Annotated in this window: 31 protein-coding genes and 1 tRNA gene; 17 read left to right on the forward strand and 15 right to left on the reverse strand. The window is 56.6% G+C overall.

Features of this window, described 5'->3' with window-relative positions; translation table 11 throughout:
* Positions 1-29: 29 nt before the first annotated feature.
* Entirely contained in the window at positions 30-209 is a 180-nt protein-coding gene (locus tag BFW87_RS32010; protein ID WP_176159779.1) for a hypothetical protein, read from the reverse strand.
* Between the two features lie 25 nt (positions 210-234).
* On the opposite strand from BFW87_RS32010, the gene BFW87_RS19035 reads away from it, so the two are divergent.
* Positions 235-1,674, forward strand: a complete 1,440-nt coding sequence (locus BFW87_RS19035; RefSeq protein ID WP_078741282.1) for a DegQ family serine endoprotease — start codon at positions 235-237, stop codon at positions 1,672-1,674.
* 72 nt (positions 1,675-1,746) lie between these two features.
* On the opposite strand, the gene BFW87_RS19040 is transcribed toward BFW87_RS19035, so the two are convergent.
* Entirely contained in the window at positions 1,747-3,180 is a 1,434-nt protein-coding gene (locus BFW87_RS19040; RefSeq protein WP_078741283.1) for a M48 family metalloprotease, read from the reverse strand.
* A gap of 95 nt (positions 3,181-3,275) precedes the next feature.
* On the opposite strand from BFW87_RS19040, the gene BFW87_RS19045 reads away from it, so the two are divergent.
* Both BFW87_RS19045 and BFW87_RS19050 read left to right on the forward strand, forming a co-directional pair.
* Positions 3,276-3,515, forward strand: coding sequence for a sulfurtransferase TusA family protein (locus tag BFW87_RS19045; protein ID WP_078741284.1), 240 nt, complete (start codon positions 3,276-3,278; stop codon positions 3,513-3,515).
* Between the two features lie 31 nt (positions 3,516-3,546).
* Positions 3,547-4,617, forward strand: coding sequence for an AI-2E family transporter (locus BFW87_RS19050; RefSeq protein ID WP_078741285.1), 1,071 nt, complete (start codon positions 3,547-3,549; stop codon positions 4,615-4,617).
* 128 nt (positions 4,618-4,745) lie between these two features.
* Here BFW87_RS19050 and BFW87_RS19055 read toward each other — a convergent pair whose 3' ends face one another.
* Together BFW87_RS19055 and BFW87_RS19060 are read right to left on the reverse strand one after the other, a co-directional pair.
* Positions 4,746-5,219, reverse strand: a complete 474-nt coding sequence (locus tag BFW87_RS19055; RefSeq protein ID WP_078741286.1) for a peroxiredoxin — start codon at positions 5,217-5,219, stop codon at positions 4,746-4,748.
* A 10-nt stretch (positions 5,220-5,229) separates the two neighbouring features.
* Complete coding sequence (locus BFW87_RS19060; RefSeq protein ID WP_017137336.1) at positions 5,230-5,790, reverse strand: glycine cleavage system protein R; 561 nt, start codon at positions 5,788-5,790, stop codon at positions 5,230-5,232.
* A 273-nt stretch (positions 5,791-6,063) separates the two neighbouring features.
* Between BFW87_RS19060 and dapA the strand changes: the two genes are divergently transcribed.
* The 5 genes from dapA to BFW87_RS19085 all read left to right on the forward strand — a co-directional run bounded on the left by dapA (position 6,064) and on the right by BFW87_RS19085 (position 9,752).
* Positions 6,064-6,942 (forward strand): 4-hydroxy-tetrahydrodipicolinate synthase, encoded by an 879-nt coding sequence (dapA, locus tag BFW87_RS19065; protein WP_078741287.1) that lies wholly within the window; start codon positions 6,064-6,066, stop codon positions 6,940-6,942.
* A gap of 17 nt (positions 6,943-6,959) precedes the next feature.
* Positions 6,960-8,075 carry an outer membrane protein assembly factor BamC gene (gene bamC, locus BFW87_RS19070; RefSeq protein WP_078741288.1) on the forward strand — a complete coding sequence of 372 codons (1,116 nt, stop codon included), beginning with the start codon at positions 6,960-6,962 and terminating at the stop codon, positions 8,073-8,075.
* A gap of 4 nt (positions 8,076-8,079) precedes the next feature.
* Positions 8,080-8,838 carry an MBL fold metallo-hydrolase gene (locus BFW87_RS19075; protein ID WP_078741289.1) on the forward strand — a complete coding sequence of 253 codons (759 nt, stop codon included), beginning with the start codon at positions 8,080-8,082 and terminating at the stop codon, positions 8,836-8,838.
* Between the two features lie 27 nt (positions 8,839-8,865).
* Positions 8,866-9,579 (forward strand): phosphoribosylaminoimidazolesuccinocarboxamide synthase, encoded by a 714-nt coding sequence (gene purC, locus BFW87_RS19080; protein WP_003172493.1) that lies wholly within the window; start codon positions 8,866-8,868, stop codon positions 9,577-9,579.
* Between the two features lie 83 nt (positions 9,580-9,662).
* Positions 9,663-9,752 (forward strand) — tRNA-Ser (locus BFW87_RS19085).
* 98 nt (positions 9,753-9,850) lie between these two features.
* On the opposite strand, the gene BFW87_RS32525 is transcribed toward BFW87_RS19085, so the two are convergent.
* From BFW87_RS32525 to xisR, 5 genes are all read right to left on the reverse strand, one after another.
* Positions 9,851-10,006 (reverse strand): hypothetical protein, encoded by a 156-nt coding sequence (locus tag BFW87_RS32525; RefSeq protein WP_368483948.1) that lies wholly within the window; start codon positions 10,004-10,006, stop codon positions 9,851-9,853.
* Between the two features lie 37 nt (positions 10,007-10,043).
* On the reverse strand, positions 10,044-10,406 hold the full coding sequence (locus BFW87_RS32315) for a tyrosine-type recombinase/integrase (RefSeq protein ID WP_254865912.1): 363 nt from the start codon (positions 10,404-10,406) through the stop codon (positions 10,044-10,046).
* A gap of 152 nt (positions 10,407-10,558) precedes the next feature.
* Positions 10,559-10,726: a hypothetical protein gene (locus tag BFW87_RS32320; RefSeq protein WP_254865913.1), complete on the reverse strand. Its 168-nt coding sequence runs from the start codon at positions 10,724-10,726 to the stop codon at positions 10,559-10,561.
* Positions 10,723-11,049, reverse strand: coding sequence for an Arm DNA-binding domain-containing protein (locus BFW87_RS32325; protein WP_254865914.1), 327 nt, complete (start codon positions 11,047-11,049; stop codon positions 10,723-10,725). The genes BFW87_RS32320 and BFW87_RS32325 overlap by 4 nt, the downstream gene beginning before the upstream one ends.
* Positions 11,046-11,261, reverse strand: a complete 216-nt coding sequence (gene xisR / locus BFW87_RS19100) for an excisionase family protein (protein WP_078741290.1) — start codon at positions 11,259-11,261, stop codon at positions 11,046-11,048. The genes BFW87_RS32325 and xisR overlap by 4 nt, the downstream gene beginning before the upstream one ends.
* Positions 11,262-12,058: 797 nt before the next feature.
* On the opposite strand from xisR, the gene BFW87_RS19110 reads away from it, so the two are divergent.
* From BFW87_RS19110 to BFW87_RS32330, 3 genes are read left to right on the forward strand one after another with little or no spacing between them, the layout of a single operon-like run.
* Positions 12,059-13,411, forward strand: a complete 1,353-nt coding sequence (locus tag BFW87_RS19110; RefSeq protein WP_078741291.1) for an AAA family ATPase — start codon at positions 12,059-12,061, stop codon at positions 13,409-13,411.
* Positions 13,404-14,237: a DUF4435 domain-containing protein gene (locus tag BFW87_RS19115; RefSeq protein WP_176159780.1), complete on the forward strand. Its 834-nt coding sequence runs from the start codon at positions 13,404-13,406 to the stop codon at positions 14,235-14,237. The genes BFW87_RS19110 and BFW87_RS19115 overlap by 8 nt, the downstream gene beginning before the upstream one ends.
* A gap of 21 nt (positions 14,238-14,258) precedes the next feature.
* Positions 14,259-14,558, forward strand: coding sequence for a DUF6124 family protein (locus tag BFW87_RS32330; protein WP_254865915.1), 300 nt, complete (start codon positions 14,259-14,261; stop codon positions 14,556-14,558).
* A 94-nt stretch (positions 14,559-14,652) separates the two neighbouring features.
* On the opposite strand, the gene BFW87_RS19125 is transcribed toward BFW87_RS32330, so the two are convergent.
* From BFW87_RS19125 to BFW87_RS19135, 3 genes are all read right to left on the reverse strand, one after another.
* Complete coding sequence (locus BFW87_RS19125; RefSeq protein ID WP_078741294.1) at positions 14,653-14,940, reverse strand: type II toxin-antitoxin system RelE family toxin; 288 nt, start codon at positions 14,938-14,940, stop codon at positions 14,653-14,655.
* Entirely contained in the window at positions 14,930-15,169 is a 240-nt protein-coding gene (locus tag BFW87_RS19130; protein ID WP_026083362.1) for a type II toxin-antitoxin system RelB/DinJ family antitoxin, read from the reverse strand. The genes BFW87_RS19125 and BFW87_RS19130 overlap by 11 nt, the downstream gene beginning before the upstream one ends.
* Positions 15,170-15,660: 491 nt before the next feature.
* On the reverse strand, positions 15,661-16,887 hold the full coding sequence (locus BFW87_RS19135; protein ID WP_078741295.1) for an MFS transporter: 1,227 nt from the start codon (positions 16,885-16,887) through the stop codon (positions 15,661-15,663).
* A 282-nt stretch (positions 16,888-17,169) separates the two neighbouring features.
* Here BFW87_RS19135 and BFW87_RS19140 point away from each other — a divergent pair, with 282 nt between their 5' ends.
* The 5 genes from BFW87_RS19140 (at position 17,170) to BFW87_RS19160 (ending at position 20,033) form a co-directional block, all read left to right on the forward strand.
* A complete protein-coding gene (locus BFW87_RS19140) occupies positions 17,170-17,424 on the forward strand; it encodes a hypothetical protein (protein WP_078741338.1) in 255 nt (84 codons plus the stop codon).
* Positions 17,425-17,582: 158 nt separating this feature from the next.
* On the forward strand, positions 17,583-18,131 hold the full coding sequence (locus BFW87_RS19145; protein WP_078741296.1) for a cytochrome b: 549 nt from the start codon (positions 17,583-17,585) through the stop codon (positions 18,129-18,131).
* Between the two features lie 52 nt (positions 18,132-18,183).
* Positions 18,184-18,711, forward strand: coding sequence for a tetratricopeptide repeat protein (locus tag BFW87_RS19150; protein ID WP_078741297.1), 528 nt, complete (start codon positions 18,184-18,186; stop codon positions 18,709-18,711).
* Between the two features lie 60 nt (positions 18,712-18,771).
* The gene (locus tag BFW87_RS19155) at positions 18,772-19,269 is read left to right on the forward strand and encodes an RNA polymerase sigma factor (RefSeq protein WP_078741339.1); all 498 of its coding nucleotides are present in this window, start codon (positions 18,772-18,774) and stop codon (positions 19,267-19,269) included.
* Complete coding sequence (locus BFW87_RS19160) at positions 19,266-20,033, forward strand: anti-sigma factor family protein (protein WP_078741298.1); 768 nt, start codon at positions 19,266-19,268, stop codon at positions 20,031-20,033. The genes BFW87_RS19155 and BFW87_RS19160 overlap by 4 nt, the downstream gene beginning before the upstream one ends.
* On the opposite strand, the gene BFW87_RS19165 is transcribed toward BFW87_RS19160, so the two are convergent.
* Together BFW87_RS19165 and BFW87_RS19170 are read right to left on the reverse strand one after the other, a co-directional pair.
* Positions 20,022-21,047 carry an AraC family transcriptional regulator gene (locus BFW87_RS19165; protein ID WP_078741299.1) on the reverse strand — a complete coding sequence of 342 codons (1,026 nt, stop codon included), beginning with the start codon at positions 21,045-21,047 and terminating at the stop codon, positions 20,022-20,024. The genes BFW87_RS19160 and BFW87_RS19165 overlap by 12 nt on opposite strands.
* A 27-nt stretch (positions 21,048-21,074) precedes the next feature.
* Positions 21,075-21,896 carry an SDR family NAD(P)-dependent oxidoreductase gene (locus BFW87_RS19170; protein WP_078741300.1) on the reverse strand — a complete coding sequence of 274 codons (822 nt, stop codon included), beginning with the start codon at positions 21,894-21,896 and terminating at the stop codon, positions 21,075-21,077.
* 336 nt (positions 21,897-22,232) lie between these two features.
* On the opposite strand from BFW87_RS19170, the gene BFW87_RS19175 reads away from it, so the two are divergent.
* A complete protein-coding gene (locus tag BFW87_RS19175; RefSeq protein WP_078741301.1) occupies positions 22,233-23,726 on the forward strand; it encodes a hypothetical protein in 1,494 nt (497 codons plus the stop codon).
* A gap of 26 nt (positions 23,727-23,752) precedes the next feature.
* Here BFW87_RS19175 and BFW87_RS19180 read toward each other — a convergent pair whose 3' ends face one another.
* Entirely contained in the window at positions 23,753-24,691 is a 939-nt protein-coding gene (locus BFW87_RS19180) for a LysR family transcriptional regulator (protein ID WP_078741302.1), read from the reverse strand.
* Positions 24,692-24,740: the final 49 nt, after the last annotated feature.

Raw genomic sequence — 24,740 nt, forward strand, 5'->3', positions numbered from 1 at the left:
GTCGTTAATCCTATGTTCATCCTGACCTTTCAACCTACGCCCATGCCAGGTTGGCTGCCGAGAGCATGAAATGTCTGGATCAGTATTTTCACTTGCAAATAATCCCCATGTTTTTTATAGGTCAGGGCCTGCCAGCGCTGGCCTTGTCTTGTTCGCGGAACAAAGATGTCGGTCGCAGTTTTCGGCGTTTCTTGAACCCTGTCGCTCAACCCTGCTCGTCGTAACGGGAGCTGTATGTCGATACCACGCTTGAAGTCTTATCTATCCATAGTCGCCACGGTGCTGGTGCTGGGTCAGGCCTTGCCTGCGCAAGCGGCAGAGCTGCCTGATTTCACCCAACTGGTTGAGCAGGCCTCACCTGCCGTGGTGAACATCAGTACCACGCAAAAACTGCCGGATCGCAAAGTGTCGAACCAGCAGGTGCCTGACCTTGAAGGCTTGCCGCCGATGTTGCGCGAGTTCTTCGAGCGCGGCATGCCGCAACAACGTTCCCCGCGTGGCGGCGGCGGAGGTCAGCGTGAGGCTCAGTCCTTGGGCTCAGGCTTCATCATTTCGCCGGATGGCTACATCCTCACCAACAACCACGTGATCGCTGATGCTGACGAAATCCTCGTACGCCTGGCTGATCGCAGTGAACTGAAAGCCAAGCTGGTGGGCACCGATCCGCGTTCTGACGTGGCCTTGCTGAAAATTGAAGGCAAAGATCTGCCGGTGCTGAAACTGGGTAAATCCCAGGACCTGAAGGCCGGGCAGTGGGTTGTCGCAATCGGTTCGCCCTTTGGCTTTGACCATACCGTGACCCAAGGCATTGTCAGCGCCATTGGCCGCAGCCTGCCCAATGAAAACTACGTGCCGTTCATCCAGACAGACGTACCGATCAACCCGGGCAACTCCGGTGGTCCGCTGTTCAACCTGGCGGGCGAAGTGGTCGGTATCAACTCGCAGATCTACACCCGTTCCGGTGGTTTCATGGGCGTGTCCTTTGCCATTCCGATCGACGTGGCCATGGACGTTTCCAATCAGCTGAAAAGTGGTGGCAAAGTCAGCCGTGGCTGGTTGGGTGTCGTGATTCAGGAAGTGAACAAAGACCTGGCTGAGTCGTTCGGCCTCGACAAGCCTGCTGGTGCGCTGGTTGCGCAGATTCAGGACGACGGCCCGGCTGCCAAAGGTGGCCTGCAAGTCGGTGATGTGATCCTGAGCATGAACGGTCAGCCGATTGTCATGTCCGCCGACCTGCCGCACCTGGTAGGCGCACTCAAAGCCGGCAGCAAAGCCAAGCTGGAAGTGATTCGTGAAGGCAAGCGCCAGACCGTAGAGCTGACCGTAGGCGCGATCCCTGAAGAAGGCGCGACGCTGGATGCTCTGGGCAATGCCAAACCCGGTGCCGAGCGCAGCAGCAACCGCCTGGGCATTGCCGTAGCCGAGCTGACCGATGAGCAGAAGAAGAGCTTCGACCTGAAAAGCGGTGTTGTGATCAAGGAAGTGCAGGACGGTCCTGCGTCCCTGATCGGCTTGCAGCCTGGTGATGTGATCACTCACCTGAACAATCAGGCCATCGACTCCACCAAGCAGTTCACGGACATCGCCAAAGCGCTGCCGAAGAATCGCTCGGTGTCGATGCGTGTGCTGCGTCAAGGGCGTGCCAGCTTCATCACCTTCAAGCTGGCTGAGTAATTCGCTAGCCTGACCCAATAAAAAGCCCCGCCTTCGGTTAACGAAGGCGGGGCTTTTTTGTGCGCGACCGGTTTAGCTCATCATGCCTTTAACCAGGCGTTCCTGTTCGATCAGCTCACGCTGGCGTGCATCGATACGCGAGGCCAACGGGAAATTGTTGCCCGCCCGCCGCTTGGCAAAGTCCAACTGCTGTATCGCCTGCTGGAAGTCACCCACCAGTGCAAAGTATTCGGCACGTGCCTGGTGCAGGCCGATGATGTTGCCGGACAAGCCGCGTGTCTCCGCAACCTGGTACCAGACGTCCGGATCATCCGGACGCGACTTGAGCAGTGCATCCAGTGCCTTCTCCGCATCGGCGGTGCGGTTCTGCTTGAGCAGCAAGTCCACACGCACCTGATTCAGCGGGTAATTGCCGGGGTATTGGGTGAGCATCCGATCGGTACGTTGCTGGGCATCGGGCAAACGGTTGTTGTCCATGTCCAGTTCAATCTGTGCCAGGTTGTACGTAATGTCGTTAGGCGCCTTGGCCAGCAGCGGCTGCAGGCTTTCCCGCGCCTCTTTGTACTGGGTGCCTTTGATCTGAGCGATGGCCAGGCCATAACGCGCTACATCGTTTTTCGGATTTTCGTCGAGCTGTGCCTGGAAACGCTTGGCGGCGAGCCCCGGTGTGTCTTCGTATTGCAATTGCACCCGGGCACGAATCAGCTGATAACGCAGGCTGTCTTCCTTGCCGCCGGGTTTGGCTTGCTCGGCGCGGTTGCGAGTGTCCGCAATCCGCGATTCGGTCACCGGGTGAGTCAGCAAAAACTCGGGCGGCTTGGCGTCGAAACGGTACTGGCGCATCAGGCGTTCAAACATGGTCGGCATGGAGCGCGGGTCGTAACCGGCTTTTTCCAGATTGAGGATGCCGATGCGATCAGCTTCCTGCTCGTTCTGGCGAGAGAACCGACGTTGCTCCTGGATTGCCGCAGCCTGGCTGCCGGCGATCGCGGCAATGCCTGCATCGCCTGCACCTGCGGCGGCGGCGATGATGCCGCCGAGCAGAGCCGCCATCATCGGGATTTGCATGCGCGACTGCGCTTCCACGCCCCGGGCAAAGTGGCGCTGGGACAAGTGAGCCAATTCGTGGGCGAGAACCGAGGCATATTCACCTTCGGTCTGGGCATTCAGAAACAAGCCGCCGTTAACCCCGACAATTCCGCCCGGTGCGGCAAAGGCGTTGAGCTGCGGGCTATTGATGAGGATGAACTCCAGGCGCCGGTCGTTGACCTGGCTGGTCTCCACCAGTTTGTACACGCTGGTTTCAACGTAATCCTTGAGCTGCGGGTCATTGAGTTGCGAGACCTGGCCGCGCAGGTAGGCCAACCATGCTCGGCCCAGTTGAAATTCCTGTTGTGGCGAGACAATGGCAGAACTGGCGTCGCCAAGTGACGGCAGGTCGTCAGCGAAGCCCGGAGAGGCCAGCAGGCAAGCCAGCGTCAGCAGGGTAGGGCGCAAAAAAGTCATGCACAAAGCCTTTCGACAAAGAGCTTACTGTAGCCGGACACTGAGCTTCGGACCAGATATTCTAAGCAGCCCAACTGCGTGCCCGGAGTAAAACCATGACCGACGCTGTAGCCTTTGATGCCGAACTCGATGCCAGCGGCCTCAATTGCCCGTTGCCACTGCTCAAGGCCAAGCTGGAACTCAATCGGTTGGCCAGTGGCGCGGTGCTCAAGGTGATTGCCACGGACGCAGGCTCCCAGCGTGATTTCCGCACCTTCGCCAAGCTGGCCGGACACACTCTGTTGCACGAAGAAGACGCCGCCGGTGTTTACCAGTACTGGTTGCGCAAGGCCTGAACCGTTTGCTCCCATCACCCGAGGTTGATTGATGTTCAAAGTGTTACGAGACTGGATTCAGCGCTACTTCTCCGACGAAGAAGCCGTGGTGCTGGCGGTCCTGCTGTTCCTGGCTTTTACCGCCGTGCTCACCTTGGGTGGCATGCTCGCGCCGGTACTGGCAGGAATGGTGCTGGCGTATCTGATGCAAGGCCTGGTCACCACGCTGGAGCGTCTGCGCTTGCCGGGCGGCGTGGCGGTGGGGTTGGTATTTGCCCTGTTCATGGGCTTGCTGGTGGTGTTCATCGTGGTGGTGCTGCCATTGCTGTGGCATCAATTAATCACCCTGTTCAATGAATTGCCGGGCATGCTCGCCAAGTGGCAATCCTTGTTGCTGCTGTTGCCGGAGCGTTATCCGCATTTGGTGTCAGACGAACAGGTATTGCAGGCCATCGAAGTGGCGCGCGGCGAGATCGGAAAATTCGGGCAATGGGCACTGACCTTTTCCCTGTCCAGCCTGCCGCTGCTGGTCAACATCATGATCTATTTGGTGTTGGTGCCGATCCTGGTGTTCTTCTTCCTCAAGGACCGCGCCATGATTGGCCGCTGGGTGCGTGGTTACCTGCCGCGTGAACGGGCGTTGATCACCCGAGTGGCAGAGGAGATGAACCGGCAGATCGCTAACTATATTCGCGGCAAGGTCATCGAAATCGTTATCTGCGGCGGCGTCACCTACATCGCCTTCGTAGCGCTGGGGCTGAATTACGCAGCGCTGCTGGCGTTGTTGGTGGGTGTGTCGGTGGTGGTGCCGTATGTCGGCGCGGTGGTGGTGACGGTGCCGGTGATGTTGATCGCGCTGTTCCAGTGGGGCTGGAGTGACCAGTTCATCTACTTGATGGCGGTGTACGGCATCATTCAGACGCTGGATGGCAACGTGCTGGTGCCGCTGTTGTTCTCGGAGGCTGTCAACCTGCACCCGGTGGCGATCATCTGCGCAGTGTTGTTGTTTGGCGGGCTATGGGGGTTCTGGGGGGTGTTTTTTGCGATTCCCCTGGCCACGCTGTTCAAGGCGGTGCTGGATGCGTGGCCGCGACAAGAGCCGGTGGTGGCGCCACTGTTGTAGTAGCCGTCATTTGTGGCGAGGGAGCTTGCTCCCGCTGGGGTGCGTAGCGGCCCCAAAAAAGCGAGAGCGCTTCGCACTCCAGCGCGAGCAAGCTCGCTCGCCACAAAAAAGCTCGCCACAGGACAAAGTCAGGCTTTGTTCAGCGCCTGAGCAGCCGCCAAAACTGCATCCACATGCCCGGGCACTTTCACCCCACGCCATTCCTGGCGCAGCACGCCATCCTTGTCGATCAGGAACGTGCTGCGATCAACGCCCAGGTATTCCTTGCCATACAGTTTCTTCAGCTTGATCACATCAAACAGCTGGCAAACCGCTTCGTCCTTGTCGCTGATCAGTTCGAAGGGAAACTCCTGCTTGCCCTTGAAGTTCTCGTGAGACTTCACGCTGTCGCGTGACACGCCAAACACTTCGGTGTTGGCTGCCTTGAATGCGGCGTATTGGTCACGAAAACCCTGGCCTTCAGTCGTGCAGCCCGGGGTGCTGTCCTTCGGGTAGAAGTAGATCACCACTTGCTTGCCCTTGAGCCCGGCGAGGCTGAAGGTCTGCCCGCTGGTGGCTTGAGCTTCGAAGTCGGCTACCGGTGTGTCGATGACTACCGCCATGAAAACTTCCTTACATTGGGTTCTGTGGGCGCCATGGCTCGATCAGTGCGTCGAGGTTCAAGGCATCGGCGAAATCCAGAAACTGGTCACGCAACCAACTGATCTGCACGCCGGCCGGCAAGGTCACGGTGAACGTGGCATTGAGCATGGTGCCGCCGGTTTGCGGGGCCTGGTAGGTGTCGCAGGTCAGGTTTTCCAGCTCGACGTTATGGTCGATAAAGAACTGGCACAGCTCGTTGACGATGTCCGAGCGGTAGGCCGAGCTCACATACGCTACATAAGGCAGCGCCTGCGGGCGGTTTTCCAGCGCGGCGCTGCGCACCACGTTGACGGTGAAATTGTGCTTCTTGGCCAAGCCAGGCAGGCCGGTTTCAAGACGCGCCAGGGCGTCCCAGCTGCCGGAAATCTGCAGGACCAGGGCACTGCACTCGCCATGGCGGGTCAGGCGGGAGGTCACGACGGCGCAGCGGTTCTCATGGCTGGCGCGGCACAGGACGTTGGTCAGCTCCATGGGGTTGGCGCCGAGGGCACTGATAACAAGGAATTGTTCGCGAACTGTGGGGGTGGACATGCAGCCTTCCTAAAGCGATGAGCGGTCGATACCGTGTGAGCCATATCGATCAAAGGATGAAGGGTAGCGAAAAGCGTCGCCAAGGGCTAGGAGGTGGCGTTTTCATTACGCGATCGGTCTGATTTCAGCGTGCTTCAAGCCAGGCTTTGGCTCAATGATGGCATTGCCCGTCGTTTAGTTGCTGCAGAACGCATCCTCACGCGGTACTTCGCTTGTACAAGCATCTTGGCGCCAGTACCATTACGGCTCTCTTTTTCCGGCAGGAGCGGTTGCATGATTGCGGGCAGTATGGTGGCACTGGTCACACCCATGGATGCACAAGGTCATCTCGACTGGGATAGCCTGGGCAAACTGGTGGACTTCCACCTGCAAGAGGGCACCAACGCCATCGTGGCGGTCGGCACCACAGGTGAATCGGCCACCCTCGATGTGGAAGAACACATCCAGGTCATCGAATTCGTGGTCAAGCGCGTGGCGGGCCGTATTGCCGTGATCGCCGGCACGGGCGCCAACTCGACGCGTGAAGCGATCGAGCTGACCAAAAACGCCAAGAAGGCCGGCGCCGACGCTTGCCTGCTGGTGACCCCGTACTACAACAAGCCGACCCAGGAAGGCTTGTACCAGCATTTTCGCGCCATCGCCGAAGCCGTAGACATCCCGCAGATCCTCTACAACGTGCCTGGCCGCACCGCGTGCGACATGAAGGCCGAGACCGTGATTCGCCTGTCCTCCGTGCCGAACATCATCGGTATCAAGGAAGCCACCGGCGACCTGCAACGCGCCAAGGACATTCTGGCCGGCGTGAGCAGCGACTTCCTGCTGTATTCCGGCGACGACGCCACGGCTGTCGAGCTGATCCTGCTGGGTGGCAAGGGCAACATTTCCGTGACCGCCAACGTCGCCCCGCGCGCCATGAGCGACATGTGCGCCGCCGCCATCGCCGGTGACGCCGCAAAAGCCCGTGAGATCCACGAGAAGCTGATGCCGCTCAACAAAACACTGTTTATCGAATCCAACCCTATCCCCGTGAAATGGGCGCTGTTTGAGATGGGCCTGATGCCGGACGGTATCCGTCTGCCGCTCACCCCGCTCAGCGAAGCCTGTCACGAACCGCTGCGACAGGCCCTGCGCCAGTCCGGCGTCCTGGTTTAATTGAGGAAGCACTACGCATGAAGCGATTGGCCGGACTTTCCGCACTTGCCTTGATTATCTCCAGCACCAGTGGCTGCGGTTGGGTATGGGGCCCGGAAGGTTACTTCCGTGACCGCGGCAGCGATTACCTGGAAGCACAAGCAACCAAACCGATGCAATTGCCGCCGGACGTCAATGTCGCCAAGCGCCTTGACCCGTTGCTGCCGATTCCGCGCAACGTCGCCGACGATACCACCAAGGGTGAATACGTCGTGCCGCGTCCACAGCCGATCTCGGCCGTGGCGGACGCCAGCGACTACAGCCTGCAAAAGAGCGGCGACAACCGCTGGATCGTTGCTCAGCGCCCACCTGCCGAAGTCTGGCCGGTGGCGGTGCAGTTCTTCCAGGACAACGGTTTCCGTATTGACCAGCAGCGCCCGCAGACCGGTGAGTTCACCACGGCTTGGCAGCGCGGCAGCGAGCTGTCTGCCAACATGGCACAGCGCCTGCAGGCCGGCGGCGTAGCGGCTGACAACGAAGCCCGTGTGCGTGTGCGCATCGAGCCCGGCGTGCAGCGCAACACCAGTGAAGTCTATGTGGTCAGCGCCGAGCGTCCTGCCGGCAGCACCGCCAATGTCGACTTCACCCCGCGTTCGGTCAACATGGGCGTTGACGCCGCGCTGGTCGACGAAATGCTCGCCAGCATGAGCCGTATTTCCGAGAAGGGCGGTTCGGTGTCCCTGCTCGCCGCGCGTGATTACGACACGCCTAACCGCGTCAGCCTCACCGAAGACGGCAGCGGCAACGTGGTCCTGAACCTGGGTGAAGACCTCGACCGTGCTTGGGCCAGCGTAGGCCGCGCATTGGAAAAAGGTCCTTGGCGTGTTGAAGACATCAACCGCAGCCTGGGCCTGTACTACATCAACGTGGCCGAGAAGGCCGTGAAGAAAGATGATGAGCCAGGTTTCTTCGGCAAATTGTTCGGCAGCGCGCCGACCAAGGAAGAGATCGAAACCCGTGCCGAGCGTTACCAGGTTCGTTTGAGCAAGGTTGGCGAAAGCGTACAAGTCACCGTCGAGAAAAACATCAACACCGTTGCGCCCGCTGAAACAGCGCGCAAAGTGTTGGGCGTGATTCAGGACAACCTGGGCTGATCCGATGCGTTTTGCCGTTCTCGGCAGCGGTAGCCAAGGGAACGGCACGCTGGTCGCTCATGACGACACGTACGTGCTGGTGGATTGTGGTTTCTCGTTAAAAGAAACCGAGCGGCGCCTGCTGCGCCTGGGGGTTCACCCCGCGCAGCTGAGCGCGATTCTGGTGACCCACGAACATGCCGACCACGTGCATGGCGTGGGTTTGCTGTCTCGGCGCTACAATCTTCCGGTGTACCTGAGTCGCGGCACTCTGCGCGGGATGCGCAAACCCATTGAACCTGCAGGTTTCCTGGCCGGTGGCGAACAGCTTCAAATCGGTGCCTTGAGTATTGATGTGATTGCCGTGGCGCACGACGCGCAGGAACCGACGCAGTATGTGTTCAGTGACGGTGAGCGGCGTTTCGGCGTGCTTACCGACCTGGGCTCCTACTGCTCAAAGGTGCTGGACGGTTACCGCGACCTCGATGCGTTGATGATCGAGTCCAACCACTGTCGGGACCTGCTGGCCCGCGGTCACTACCCCTACTTTCTCAAGCAGCGGGTGGGCGGCGAGCTGGGACATTTGAACAACCACCAGGCCGCGTACCTGGTGTATGAGTTGGGCTGGCAAGACCTGCAACACCTGGTCCTGGCCCACCTGAGCAGCAAGAACAACCTGCCGGCGCTGGCCCGGCAATGTTTTGTCGACACCCTTGGGTGCGACCCGGACTGGCTGCAACTGGCCGATCAAGATTCAGGGCTCGACTGGCGACACATCGCCTAGCCCACCATTTAGCAAGCGGAGCCCATCATGGAAAAACGTGAAGAACTCTACCGCGGCAAAGCCAAGTCGGTGTACAAGACCGACGACGCCAACCGCCTGATCCTGCTGTTTCGCAACGACACCTCGGCGTTCGACGGCAAGCGCATCGAACAACTTGATCGCAAAGGCATGGTGAACAACAAGTTCAACGCCTTCATCATGCAGAAGCTTGAAGAGGCCGGCATTCCGACCCAATTCGACAAACTGCTGGGCGACAACGAGTGCCTGGTCAAGAAGCTCGACATGATCCCGGTTGAATGCGTCGTGCGTAACTACGCCGCCGGCAGCCTGGTCAAGCGTCTGGGCGTGGAAGAGGGCCTCAAGCTCAACCCTTACACGTTCGAGCTGTTTCTGAAGGACGACGCCAAGGGCGACCCGTTCATCAACGAATCCCACGTAGTGGCGTTCGGCTGGGGCACCGCTGAGCAACTGGCGCGCATGAAGGAGTTGTCCCTCAAGGTCAACGACGTGCTGAGCAAACTGTTCGACGACGCAGGCCTCTTGCTGGTCGACTTCAAACTCGAATTCGGCGTGTTCCACGACGGCTCCATCGTCCTGGGCGACGAATTCAGCCCCGACGGCTGCCGTCTGTGGGACAAGGACACCAAGAAGAAGATGGACAAAGACCGCTTCCGCCAGGGCCTCGGTGACGTGATCGAAGCCTACGAAGAAGTCGCCAACCGTCTGGGCGTACCGCTTTAATCGACGCAAGCATCTGATAGCACGGAAAAAAATCGCGTTTTGGGTTTGCTTTCGCGATACACACTGTTATGATGCGCGCCGTTGGAGAGATGCCAGAGTGGCCGAATGGGACGGATTCGAAATCCGTTGTACCTTCACCGGTACCTAGGGTTCGAATCCCTATCTCTCCGCCATTATTGAGTAAGACTAAGCCCCTGTAATCGTTAGAGATTACAGGGGCTTTTTCGTTTCAGTGATATTGTTTAGGGCAGAAACCTTGCCCTGTACCGCTCTAGTCCGCTCTAAACCCCAGCATTTTTGACACGATGCCCGCCACGCTCTTGGTGGCCTTCGGAGTCCACCTCCCGTAGTGCTTTCTCACCATCGTGGCATCAGCGTGACCGAGTTGGCGGGCTACCCATTCGACAGGTACATAACTGAAGAGCATCTGACTGGCGAAGGTATGGCGACATTGGTTTGCGCCTCTATGTCGAACTTCCGCCTTTTTCAGGTGAGCGGTGAACCAGTCGCTCAAAGTCTTGCTGCTCCAAAGCAAGCCGCTGGTTGAGCTGTGGAAAAAGTAATCTGACCTTCATCTTTTTCGATGTGATGTTGTCGCCCTGAATCACCGCAGTTTCTGATACGGGGCTTTCGTTAGCTGTAGTTACAATCTCTCGTATAAGTTCAAGAGCGGAATCAATCAGCTCGACGACTCGTACCCTAGATCTTTCTTTGGGCACCTGAGCCCAGCGCACGTGCACTAGGCCTGCGTCAAGGTCGATATCTTCGACCGCAAGTGCAATGAGTTCGGATAGAGAAAGCCCTGCCCAGCAGTTGAACTCAATCATCCTGATATCAGCCTGCCGAATGGGGCCTGCTTTATTGCCTCGATCTCTGCGCGGCTGAATGGGTGGCTGTGTTCAAAGTCTACGTCGGCCCCGACGTTACTGATTCTATCCAGAGCGTCAGCTTTTAAGATCCCATCACCGAACGCGTCAGCTCAAACCCCTCGGACCACCGTAAAAATAGCATTCACCGTCTTTGAGGCTAAGCCTTGCTTGAGCAACTGCGCCTGCAACAACTCGATATCGCTCTTGCTGACGTCTACGATTCGGCGTTTACCAAACTTCTTTTCAGCGTGTTCAGCCTTGCTTACGTTGTTGATCACAGTGATTGACGCTTTGAGAGCTCGGCTGGACTTCTAGCCACCGGACAATGCCATCCTTCACGGTGCGCTTCAGTGAGGGGCCTTCCTGTGCCTGTGAACAATGCAGCCCAGGTTGAGTTAGGAAAGTGGGCCGCATAATCGAAGCGCGCCTCTTTGATCTCTGCGAGCACGGTACGGCACTTGTTGTCGGCATAGGCGATCGCTGCCTTGTTGACCTTTACGATCCCATCCAGTAGCTCTCGGCACCGTTGGCCGTTGAATTTGAACCCGATGCGTAACTGTTTACCGTTCATCTCAACACCGATTGGAATCTTGTTGATCATGGTGTCCCTTCCATCCAGCGTTCTATAGCTGCACAGTTGTAGACGATCACGTTCGCAAGGTCGTAACGCCAGTGTTTACCCTCAAGCCAGAGCCCGCGAGTGCGATATTTACGAACGGCTTCTGTGCTCAGACCGAAGACTGGATAAAGCAGGTCTTGTCGAAACCAAGCACCGGGCGTGATGTGAAAATTGAGTTTCTCAGCGGCGCTCATACGGTGTTCTCCCGGCTAGGAAACGGGGGGGGGCAGGTTCACTGTTTGATTCGTTAGGTCGAAGTGCGCCTGCTGCAGCTCCGCGATGTGCTTTTGAGCAGCCTCCAGCAACAGCCAAACCTCAGTTACACCAGCAAAGTCAGCTACATGCTTGGGGGATATGAGAGCCCATTCATCGGGGTGGACGTTAGTCAGGTTTGCATGGCAGCAACGTCGGCCCGGTTTGGATTCTGGAGTGTAATCCGCAATTTTAGAAACGTTCGTATACCCCACGGCAGGCTGCGCGGGCGGGCGTTTCTGAGCGTTTAGCGTTGCCTCAGCGAGAGCTGCCCCGTGGGGTATAAGTGCCTCGGAGGTGGCTGTGGAAGAAAAAATAATGCCTGCTGCTGCGCAGCAGAGACTGTTTGTTTCTAGCGTGTCGACGCCATTGGCGGCGCGGAGCAAAGCGGGCAGGCGTGGAGCGCTGTTTTAGCTTGGGTTTTGACGTGATGAGGGTGCAGCCGCAATCTTGTGCCGTGCGGCGGATTTCGAAGATGCGGGAGGGTTAGCAGAGGGCGGGTGGGCGTGCAAGGTGGCTGTGGTGTGCATGGTGTTGCCTTGCTCTGTGGTGAAGCAATCGAAAAAAAACATATAAGGTTAATGTTTTCAAGAAAAAAACCAAAATGGTTAATCTTTTGCAAAGATATCGCTTGACTGCGAATCGCAGAAAAGACAATGTCACCAAATTGCCATCATGGTGTTAGTTGCATTTGCTTCGTCGAGAATTGAATGTGGATCGTCTAAAAAGGGAGATATAGATGGGCGCGCGTCTTTTAGAGTTTTCTGTGGATAATCTTTACGGCTTATATAATCACAAAGTGAAGTTTAATCAAAGTGAAGAAATTTGCATTCTTCATGGCCCTAATGGAGTTGGTAAGACAGCTGTTTTAAAGTGTATTAATTACCTTTTTTTAAGTGATTTTGAGTCGCTGTCGAAAATACCTTTCAATAAGATAAATGCCGTATTGGATTCGGGAGTAAATGTGAGTCTGACTCGATCTCCTTCAAATCCCTCTCTTTTGGACCCGATTCAATCTCTATCAAATCGCAAACTTGAAGTTGTGATCTATTTGAGAGAAAAGGTCATAGCCAAACATATATTTAGTCCACCTGCTGCTAGGAAGGTTAATCAGCACTTTATTACTTGGTATGGCCGTAATGCGGAGGAGAGACTAAAAGAAGAAGTTACCTATCTGGAGGCTGACGTAAATGATATTTACGATGCTAGGGTTGAGGATGCGTTAGACTCTATTTCAAAAGGAAAAAAGAAATCAGGCGCCAAGCAAGTCAGAACCCTGCTCAACTCCTTTTCTGTCCACTTTGTTGAGACAAATAGACTGTTTCGCCACAACGTTGGTACCGATGCAGCTATAATTGGTGGTGGTTCCGGTAAAACGGTGCATACAGTACAAGAGTGTGCTAAGGATCTAATATTACGTATAAACTCTGCGCTTAAGAATTATGGAGCTAAGTCACAACAACTCGATCAGTCATTTCCACATCGTTTTATTTCTGTAACCATGCCACCAATGGAAGTTGATGAGCTTAAGGAAAAGCTAAGTCAAATCGGAGTAAAACTTAAGGATTTGAGAAGTATAGGTTTGCTAGATGCTGACTCCGTTCAGCCTTTCGATATTGAGAGCCTTGACTTCGTAGAGAAGAATAAAATAGAAATCATGAGCTTGTATGTGCGTGACAGCCAAGCCAAGCTTGAAGTCTTTGATAGTATTTTGGCTCGCGTTCAATTGTTGCTCGGTAGCATAAATTTAAAGTTTAGAAATAAGCGAGTTCTATTAAGTAAGGCTCGCGGTTTCTTTGTGAAGCTCGACTCAGGAGACGAGCTATCATTAGATCTTCTTTCTTCCGGTGAACAGCATGAACTTGTTTTGATGTATGAGTTGTTGTTTAAAGTGCCAGCTGAAACCCTAGTCTTAATAGATGAGCCGGAGTTGTCATTGCATGTCAGTTGGCAAAAAGCATTCCTCCCAGAGCTAATCTCAATTGCCCGAGAGGTAGGTTTTACTGCAGTTGTCGCCACGCACTCTCCGTTTATTGTGGGTGATCGATACGACCTTATGTCAGCTTTGGATGCGGAGCTGGAAAATGAGTGAATGGGATAAGAATGTTGGAGTTTTGGTCGCAGAAATAAAAATGATGGAAGCTAGCTACAAGGGTTTCTATTGGCTCGTTGAGGGTCCTAGTGATATTAGATTTTTTTCTACTCGTAAAAGAGAAAACGTAGAGTTAGTTGTAGCAGGCGGGAAAAAAAACGTTGTTGGGGCAATCTTGGCTCTTTCTACAGAGCCTGTAAATAGTAGGATTTTGGGGATCGTAGACGCTGATATCGACTGGCTCATTCCTGGTTATGTGAGACCGGATAACGTAATAACAACAGATCCACGGGATTTAGAAGGTGTATTGCTCAGATCTGGTGCTTACTTTAAGGTATTGGCTGAATTTGCAGATCCTTCAAAAGTCAATGCCTTTGAAGCAAGGCATAAATGTACCGTTCTGGATTACGTGAGAAATATATCAATGTTTTTTGGTCGAATTCGTGCTGTTAATGACCTGAATTTTTGCGTTTCTTTGAAAAAATATAAACCGCAAACATTTATGCATAAAGGTGCATGGATATATGATTTTGAATGGGCGTTAAAGGTCGCTATTGAGAAAGGGGTTTGCGATACGGTTGAAGAGTTGAAACAAAAGATGGAGTCGTTACCAGAGGTTGATATTTGGAACTACGTTCGTGGACATGATGCTGTAAATATTTTCGCTGGAGGGTTGCTCGCAGAGTTAAATCGAGGAACGAAAGTAGATAGTGATCGTGTGGAACTTGTCTTGCGTTCAGGTATTGATGAAGCGGAATACTCTCAAACTAAACTTCATAAAATGATTGACGCTTGGCATACGTCTAAAGCTTTAGCTGTGAATTAATGTTAGAATCAGCCTTGACTGATGGCAAGGCTGTCCTCTTTAAAGAGGTATCGAAAGCTTAAAAAGTTTTCAGGTGTTGTTGATGATTTTCTAATGCGAAAATCTCATAAGTCTGAGATTTTCCACAGCGCCGAAGAAGCCCTGACAAACGCTTCCGAAATCCTCTCAGCCGCACTTCAAACCGCCTATCAATCCGCCGAAAACCCGGTCAGCACGCAGTCACCCGTGATCATGGGCCTTGCTCAATTGATCGAGAACGCCCAGGCGCTGGTGGACGCTGTACTTGAGCGCAATTTCCCCACCGATCCATCCGGCGAATGACGATCCGCGTCTGAAACAAAAAAAGCCTGCTGAGCTCAACGCTCAGCAGGCTTTTTAGTTGTTTTTGTTTATGACAGGACCATCAAATTTACGACTAGCTCAATCGCTCAGATGCCTTCTGATAAACCTGATCACGCTCCCGTTTATCTACGGCCACCACAAACACGGTAATTTCCTGATCAATCACTTGATAAACCAGCCTGTAACCACTGCTACGCAGCTTGATCTTGTAACAGTCCGGCAGGCCATGCAGGCGGTTAGTTTCAACGCGTGGATTTTTCAGGATTTCCACCAGCTTCTTCTTGAGCTGCTGACGGACGGTGTCACCGATTTTTTGCCATTCTTTCAATGCGCGGGCATCAAAATCGAGGCTATAGGTCATCTATGGAAACCTTCACGCGTTGAGGAGACGCCAGTCGTTCTCGCACAGTGGCCATCAGGGCTTCATCGTCCTCAGTCATCAGCACCGGTTTGAAGGGCAACTGACCACGGTCTGCCACATACTGCAGCGCTTGGCGCATGAGTTCGGAAGGCGTGACGCCGAGTTTCTCCAGTTCGAGGTAGGCGCGAGCTTTCAGGTCGTCATCGATTCGAATGTTTATGGAGGCCATGAAAAAATTCCCGATGTAATGACATTTGTCATTACCTTGGATCAAGCCTGCATTGTTGGCAAGTACGTGTCGACGCATGGTCCTCATTTTCCGCCACGCCCCTCTGTGACCGCATCACGATATCCAGTTGGCATATGAACTCCTCAGCAAAGTGTCGCCACGCCAGCGACCTTTTTGAGGCTAGCTCAGCGTTTTGGGCAGACACGCTTCGTTCTGCGAATTCTGATTACAAAGCTTTTCCAAACTCCTGATTGCCGTGTGCTGGATCCGCACTTCAAACCGCCTATCAATCCGCCGAAAACCTGGACAGCACGCAGTCACCCGTAATCATGGGCCTTGCTCAATTGATCGAGAGCGCCCAAACGCTGGTGGACGCTGTACTTGAGCGCAATTTTCCCACCGATCCACCCGGCGAAAAATAACCCGTACCTGAAATAAAAAAAGCCTGCCGAGCTCAACGCTCAGCAGGCTTTTTAGTCGTTATCGTCAGGTCAGGCGGTTTGCGCCACCGCGCTATTACTCACATTACGCCCCAACACCAGCACCGTCGCAAAACCAATGCCGACCAACGCCGTGGCCAAGCTCAACAGCACCGAGGTGCCCATCTGGTCAACGATCCGCCCGCCAAAGAACGAGCCCAGCGCAATAATGACCTGGAACAACGCCACGAACAGTGGCATGCCGCGTTCGACGTCCTTGGGTGCGACCACAAACATCCAGATACTGGCGCACGCCGGGAAGGCGCCGAAGGCGAAGCCCCAGAGTGCGATCAGCATGGTCGCGCCGGTCAAACCGGTGGCGAAGTAGGGGAACAGGGCGGTGCTGGTGCCGATCATCAGCGCCACCAACAGCAATGTGTAGCGCACGCTGCGGTTGGCGGCGAAACCCGCGAAAACGTTACCCGCCACGCCTGCCACGCCAAACATCAGCAGCAGTGAGCCTATGGTCGGGCCGTCGAAGCCGGAGCTGTTTTTGAAGAATGGTGCGACATAGGTGTACGCCGCAAAGTGCGCCAGGCCGATCAGTAATACGGCGATCAAGCCGACCCGTGCGCGTGGGTTGATAAACAGGGCCGGCAGGTCACGGATAAGAATGGCTTTTTCCGGTTTAAGTGTTGGCAGCAGCAGGACTTGAGCCACCAGTACGGGAATGCCCACCAACGCGGTCACCAGAAACGTCATGCGCCAGCCCATCAGGCCGCTGAGCCAGGTGCCGACGGGCACGCCCAGTACGGTGGCCAGGGTGACCCCCATCATGATGATCGATGTGGCCTTTGCTACGCCCACGCCTTTGGGGGCCAGGCGGCCGCTCAGGGCGATGGCTGTCGCCCAGAAACCACCGATGCTGATGCCCAGCAACACGCGGCCGAACAGCAGCAGGCTGAAGTCGCTGGCATAGGCCACGACCATGTTGGCGACGATCATGATCAACGTCAGACCGATCAGCAGGTAGCGACGGTCCATGGCGCCAATGATCACCGACAGCAACGGCGCGGCAAGGGCCGCCATGATGCCGGGCAGGGTAACCATCAGGCCGGCGTGGCCAGCGCTGATGCCCAGGTCTGCGGCGACATCGTTGAGCACGCCCACCGGCAGAAACTCGCTGGTGACCAGGGCAAAGGCACCCACGGCGACCGAGAGAATCGCCAGCCACTGCTGTTTGACACTCTGTTGGTTATGTTCGGGAAGGCCGCTAGGGGCCTGGCTGGCACTTGGCATGATGTCGGGTTCCAGGGTGAACGTCGCCTGAAGACAGGCGAGGGGGAGGGAAATTGGAGGCGATTATAGGAACCGGTATTGAAAATCGGGCAGGCGCTCGTTTCGATAGTAATCATCAGTGCAATCGATGCGACGCTCTGGGCCGCACTACGCGACCTGTTCATCTTTCGTACATCTTTCCAAAACGCAGCCTACAGGCGGCGCGTTGCGATACCCCCGGCGACCCATTACGTTGTGGTTGCGCACGAGATCAGGCGCTTCTCATTGCAAAGGAAATGCACCATGAGCAAGAACACCAAACAAACCTCCGACAAGATCGCGACGCTGGCCGCAGAAACACTTAACAGTTCCACGGCCTCAACGATTGCCAAAAGCCTTGCTGCTTCAGCACTGGCCCAGAAGGGCAGCGACAAGCAGACGAGCGCAGAGATGGAGGAAAAAGCGGGGAAGGTGCTGGGCAGCGATAAATACAGCGAAGAGACAAAAGCCCTGGCCGCCTCAGTGCTTTCCCAGGCCAATAAAGAGAGAGGAAACTGAATCACCCCCAACCGTTAAGTCAATCAGCCCCGTAGCCGCAGAAGCTACGGGGCTTTTTCGTTCCGAAGATCAGACTTTGCCCGAAATAAATAATCGATGCACACCGAATATCTTCCCGCGCTGCGGTGTTCACCCCACAGACCACCCAGGAAATGCCCATGAACACCACCGTCGCCCGCTACGACCGCCTGACCCGCACCTTCCACTGGCTGACCGCCGCCGTGGTGATCTTCATGTTCGCCAGTGCGCACATCTGGGAAAACCTGGAGAAGGGCACGCCACTGCGCAAGGGCCTGCAATCGGTGCATATCTCCCTTGGCATTGCATTGGCGGTGTTGATCGCCGCGCGAATCATCTGGCGCCTGTCCGGCGGCAATCGCTTGAAAGCCGACAGTCACCCCGCGCTTAACCTGCTGGCGAAAATGGCGCATGGTCTCCTGTACCTGTTGCTGCTGGCGCAGATTGTGTTGGGCTTTTTGTTTCGCTGGGCCCAGGGCGAGCCGTTCAACTTTTTCGGGTTGTTCCCCATCCCGGCCCCCTTTGTGATTGATCACGAGTGGCGCGGCACACTCGGCGGCCTGCATAACAATGTGGCCTGGGCGATCATTTTGCTGGCGGGGCTGCATGCCGTGGCTGCGCTGTGGCATCACTGTGTGATGGGCGACAACACCTTGCGCCGTATGCTGCCCGGAGCTGTTCAAAAATGAATGCCGTTCAAAAATAAACAGGGCTTCTGTATCCCCCAAATCGTTACGGAGCATGACCACCATGAAGAATCTCATTTTCGGCGCCTGCCTGACGGCGGCATTGTTTGCCGGCCAAGCCCATGCTTCAGGTGACGAATCGGCGCCGCCAAAGCCCAACTGCCCCAAAGGCCAGGTCTGGGACACCAAGACCGGTAAATGCGTGCTGCAAACCAGCAAGGCTACCTCCGACGCAGACCGCACCGATTACGCCTACCGTTTGGCCAAAGATGGCCGCTACGACGAGGCCCTCGCCCTGCTCGACACTCTGCAAGACCCGAACACCGCCAAGGCCCTCAACTATCGCGGTTATGCCACTCGCAAACTCGGGCGCACCGATGAAGGCATCGGCTATTACCTGAAATCAGTCGCGCTGGACCCCAACTACGCCCAGGTTCGCGAGTACCTGGGTGAAGCCTACGTGATCAAGGGCCGGGTCGATCTGGCCCAGGAGCAACTGGTGAAAATCAAAGCCTTGTGCAGCACCACCTGCGAAGAATACGAAGACCTCGCCGAAGCCATCGCGGCGGCGCCGCAGGCCTGAAACCGATGAGTGAAAGGGCAGGGTGCAGCCATCACCACAGAGGCTGAGTTTCGTCGCGAGTTGAGCCTGTTGTTGCCGCGTTTATGGCGATACGGGTGGGTGTTGTCGCGGCAAAAGCACGTGGCCGAAGACCTGGTTCAGGCCACCTGCGTGCGGGCGTTGGAGCGTGCCGGGCAGTTTGCGTCCGGCACGCGCCTGGATCGTTGGTTGCTGGCGATCATGCATTCGATCTGGCTCAACGAGCTGCGTTCGCAGCGAGTGCGCCAAGGGCAGGGGTTTGTCGACGCCGAGCAGGAGCTGTCGTTTGACGGCGAAAGCCAGGCTCAGGAACAGGTGTTGGCCGCGCAGGTGATCAAGCGTGTAAACGGGCTGCCCGAAGCGCAGCGGGAGACGGTTTTTCTGGCGTACGTGGAAGGGCTTTCATACAAGGAGATCGCCGAGGTGCTGCACATTCCGATCGGGACGGTGATGAGCCGGTTGGCGGCTGCCCGCCTGAAGCTTGCAGAAACGGCGCCCTCGAAAGCCTTGTCGGAAAAATCCAGCGGAGAACGGCGATGACTCGCACTCACTTACCGTCCGATGAACTGTTGGTCGCCTATCTGGACGGTGAATTGGACACGCAACAGCACCAGTTACTTGCCGACCAGATTCAAACAGACCCTGATCTGGCCGCCCGCCTGGAGGCGTTGCACTGCGCTGACTTGCCATTCAAGACGGCCTTCGATTCAGTGCTGCATCAAGCGCCCGACGAACGTCTGCAGGCGATGCTCAAGACGTTGCCGACCACACAAACAGCTGCGTTCAGCCGACGTGGCTTTCTGTCTGCCGCCGCAAGTTTTGCGGTGGCCGGCGTGCTTGCCGACCGTCTGTTCATGAGCTGGCCGCGCACGGAATCCGGCCAAGGCTGGCGTGCCTCCGTCGCGGAGTACATGGCCTTGTACACGCCGCAAACCCTGGAAAATCTCAGCACCGATCCGGCCTCGCACCTCGCCCAACTCAGCGCTGTAGGCGCGCAGCTGGGTTTGCCATTATCCCCTGATGCGGTAAACCTGCCCGGCGCCGAGTTCCGGCGTGCGCAGATCCTCGACTATGACGGCGTGTTGATCGGACAACTGACCTACCTGGACCCGCGCCATGGCCCCCTGGCGTTGTGCATCACGGCCAGCAAAAAGGCTGCGCAACCCATCACTACCGAGCAACGCCGGGGGATGAACGTGGTGTTTTGGTCCAACCCCTCCCATGCGTTCATGCTGATCGGCAGAAACCCTTTGGAGGATTTGCAGATCATGGCCGGCAGCGTTGAGAAGACCCTAGTGAGTTGACGGGTTCAACGACGCACGCCAGCGCGCGGGCGTTGTACCTTCCCAAGTGCGAAATGCACGGTAGAAAGAATTGGTGTCTTCGTACCCTAACAGGCAAGCAATCTCGTCTATCTCAATCGACGGCTCGCTCAACAGATGGCGCACCACTTCCTGGCGCGTCTCCAGCATAAGTTGGCGAAAACGGGTGCCTTCCTCGGTAATGCGCCGCTGCAACGTGCGTTCGCTCATGCCCATCTCCCGCGCCACTTCGAGCATTTCGGGCCGGCCGCTGGCGAGGATGCGCTTGAGGGCGTTTTTGACCTGCTGACTGATGGTGGTGGGCGCGTTGGCTTCGGCCAGTGCGGCGACCAAACTCGGGTTGAGCATTTCCAGCAGTTCGGGATTGTGGCCGGGAAATGGCCGGCTTAAATCGGCGGTGTCGAACACCAGGGCGTTTCTTTGGGCGCCGAAGCGTACAGGGCACCCGAAAAAATCGGCCAATGCATGACTGCTGTTGTGCGGTCGCGCCAACTCGACACTGCGCGGAATAATGCGCACCCCTGATCCCCGACGTCCGAGCTCGACGAAGGTGGCAAACGCTGCGTCGATCAGCAAGGTGGGGGAGTGCTCTTGCGTGCGCAACCAATCGATGGTCACTGTGCAGGTATTTCCCTCTTCGGTCAGCCTGACACGCTCGGGCGTGCACAGCTGCTTGAAGCGCGCGAGGCGCTGTAAACCATCGCGAAAGTCGCGGGCAATAAACGCCGCAAAGCTGGAAGGTGGCAATGTGGTGCTGTCCAGTCGGGTGACCAGCAGGATGCCGGCCGCCGGGTCCGTGTTGAGCACGCTCACCGCCTCCCATAGCCGAAAAAACTCCTGGGTGCTGACCTGGCGACGGTCACGACGCTCATGCAGGTTGAGCGTCACCGGCAAGCGTGCCTGACGCAACACCGCTGACGGTTCCAGCCCAATGTTTTTCAGGGCTTGCCAGAAAACATCCGGGATATTGAAGCGCGATTGGCGTGTGTCAGGCATGGGGCACCTCTCTGTCAAAGGATCACATCAGTCAGAGGCCGACACGCTGAGGTCATGCCATTTCTTGTCGGAAGCGGCCAAGTCTTCGGCTGCCCTCGCGGCGTATTGCACGGCATCCGCACCGATCAGCAGGCGCAGCGGCGCGTCTTTGCTCAGGGCCAACTCCAGCACTATCTCGGCCACCCGCGCCGGAGCGGTCGGCAGAATGCCCGGGGAGCCGATCAGTTGCACGAGTGCACCGACGGTTTGCTGGTAGGGTTCACTGATCGGTGGAATCGTCATCGAACTGCCCGACCAATCCGTGCGCATGCCGCCCGGCTCCAGCACTGTTACCTGCACGCCCAACGGTCCGACTTCCTGCGCCAGCACCGTCGAAAACCCGCCGACGGCCCATTTCGCACTCTGGTAAGCCGCCAGCCCCGGCATGCCAATACGCCCGCCGAGGGACGATACCTGAATGATATGCCCGCTGCCCTGGCGGCGCAGCACCGGCACCACGGCCTTGCTCACGTTCACTACACCATAGAAGTTGGTGTCGATCTGTGCCTTGAAATCTTCCGGCGTTACATCTTCCACCGACGCCACATCGCCGTAACCTGCGTTATTGACCACCACATCCAGGCGGCCAAATTGCGCCGCTGCCGCCTCGACAGCCTGTACGACTTGTTTGTTGTCGGTCACGTCCAGCGCCAGCGGGAAAACCGCGTCACCGAACTCGGCGACCAAATCGTCCAACTGACGAGTATTACGCGCAGTGGCCGCAACTCGATCCCCTGCGCGCAAAGCCGCCTCGGTAATGGCGCGGCCGAGGCCACGGGAACTGCCGGTGATAAACCAGACGTTGGGCATGTGAACACCTCTTTGTGTGAGACGGCTAAAGGAGCCAGAGCACAAAGGATGGGTGATGGAAGCGCTGACTACACTAGCGGGAGGGCGCCAGGTGACTTGCAAAGTGCGCCAATTGTGCAGTCAGCCTCAGGTCGCTGTCGCGATGATCAGTGGAGGGAACCGATTTCTGTCGGGCGCCACTCACTTCTATTTGCATCCCTGGAGATCGGCCCTCTCATGAATAAAATTGGTGCTCCTTTTGTTGGCGTCCGTCCTCCTATATCTGAACCCGCTGCACAGACGCAGCCCTCGCGTCCAGTTGCTTCGGCCCCACCCGTTCCGCAGAAAGCGCAAGGCGTGCCCTCGCAGATCATCTTCAATGGTCGCCGCGTTCGCGTGGGCAGTTTTAAACTCGATAAAGGGATGAACAAACCGCTGTTGGCAGCCCTGCTCACCCCAATAGGAGAGATCACTCAGATAGGGGAGCCGAAATCAGACAGCGATGATGTGTGTTATCGCTATTGTGCGAAGAGCCCGCATAGCCAAACCGATCCAGCGCACGCTTTTGAAGTGCGCGCTCAAGTCGATACCAAGGGCCAGCTCAAGCACTTTATCGCCACTTCGTTTGATCGTTCTGAGGGTGGCGATACTCCCAAATTAACCTTCGCCCAGGATTTTGAGGGGCTGCTGCCGAGTCTGCCAAACGAACTTCTGGCGCGCATTGCCAATAAAGCCGGGGAAGACGGCGCCCTGCATAAACTGAACTTGCGAGGAGTCAGTAAACACTTCAAATCCATAGTGGATCGGGAGCTATCGCCCAGGCAGAACTTTTTGGTGACCAACGGAGACGCGCTCCATGCGTTGGGTTTTGGCGAGTTTGCTATGGACGAACTGGCCAAACACTCTGCGCAAGCGCAGGACTTTGTCTTGACTCATGGTCATGTGCTCCAGGCAGCAGGTTACCAACCGCACGAGATGACCGCGCTAGGTGGAATGCCTGCCCGTGACCAGCGCTTCGTCCTGGCTAACAGTCAGACCTTGCGTGAGAGAGGGTTTACCGCCTATGAAATGACTTGGCTCTCCACCCTGTCGGCCCATGAGCGGACCTACGTCTTGACCCACGCGCGAACGCTACAGGCAGCGGGTTATAAAGGGGGTGAGATGAACAGTCTGGCGGAGCTGCCTGAAGAGGAACAGAGCTTTGCATTGGCGAATGCGCATGCACTCTCCACAGTAGGTTTTAGCGGTGAGCACACGAACCAGCTGGCTTCACGGCCGGCTCCGGAGCAGGCGTTTGTTATGGCTCACGCACAGACACTCCATGCGTGGGGTTACAAAGGTAATGACATGAACGCGCTGGCGCAGCGGCCGGCTGCGCAGCAGGCGTTTGTCCAGGCTCACGCACAGACGCTCCATGCGTGGGGTTACAACGGTGATGGCATGAACGGGCTGGCGCAACGGTCAGCCGCGGAGCAGCGCTTTGTCATGAAACACGCGCAGACGCTCAGTGCAGCGGGTTTCAAGGGTACAGAGATGAATCAGCTCTCCCAGCAGCCCGCGCCCCAGCAGAACTTTGTCCTGACTAACGCGACAAGGCTTCAGGCTGCAGGTTTTAACGGCAGTGAAATGAACAACCTTGCTGGCGAGCCTCTTCATGTCCGGGCGTTTGTGCTGGAGCATGCGCCAAAACTCCAGGCAGCCGGTTATGAGGTTGATGACATGCTTGATCTTGCCTTTGAACCTGCTGCTGATCAGGAACGTATCCTGGCGGACATTCCGACGCCCTCCGCGCAAGGGATGGTCGGCAGTTTGATGCACTTTCTACAGCGTTTTGGGAATCAGGACAGCTGATGCTTTCGAATCAAAGGGCATTTTATTCACCCCGCCAAGTGTTGGGTAAGCCTTTGAATAAAGTGCGTCTCCGCCCGGCTCATCTTCTGCTCCCGATTCCACAGCAGGTGAATATCCACATCCGCAATGCCTTCATCCGGTGGTAGCCGCCACAACAGGCCGTTTCTCACATCGTCGGCCACCACGTGAATCGGCAAGCAGCCCAGGCCAAACCCGGCAATCACCAAGCGCCGCACTTCTTCAAGGCTGGAGGACGACGCCACAATCCGTCCGCTGAACCCCTGCTGATCACGGAAGATCGTCAAGGGCGAAAGCATTCCGCCAATCTGGTCGCTGGTGAAGCTCACGAAGTTTTCCGACTGCAAATCCCCCTCGACCAACCCACTGTGCCCGAACAGCGGGTGGTGCCGCCCGCAGAAAAACGCATAACGCTGGCGCAGGAACAGGTGCTGTTCCAGGCGCGGTTGTGGCCGGCGATTGAGGCTCAGGCCCAGGGTTGCGGTTTTTTCCAGGAGGGCGGCGACGATGTCTGAACTGCGCATCACCTCGACGTCCAGGTCCACGCGGGGATGCTCGCGGTGAAAACCTGCGAGGAAGTCGTCAAAGGTGTCCGAGTTGATGCGGCTGATCATCAGCAGGCGCACTTTGCCGATCACTTCGTCGCCGGGCTTTTGCAGGGCGTTGCTCATCTGCGACACCTGGCCATACATCTCGCCGGCGATTGCGAAGATCTGCTCACCGGCTTCGGTGAGCACGAAGCGCGGGCCTCGGCGCACGATGAGGTGGCAGTCGAGCTGTTCTTCCAGGCGTTTGAGTGCCTGGCTGATGGCTGGCTGGGTCAGGTGCAGGCGCGCGGCGGCGCGGCTGATGCTCAGTTCCTGGCCGATCACGCGGAAGGTGCGCAGCAGATTCCAGTCCAGGCGGTCGTTGAGCAATGGGTGAATATCGCGACGAGTCTCAGACATGGCAGCGTCCAATAATAAGCAGAATTTATAATCGGAATAATAAATAGAA

It is taken from the genome of Pseudomonas fluorescens, from assembly GCF_002022275.1.
Taxonomy (GTDB): Bacteria; Pseudomonadota; Gammaproteobacteria; order Pseudomonadales; family Pseudomonadaceae; genus Aquipseudomonas; species Aquipseudomonas fluorescens_AJ.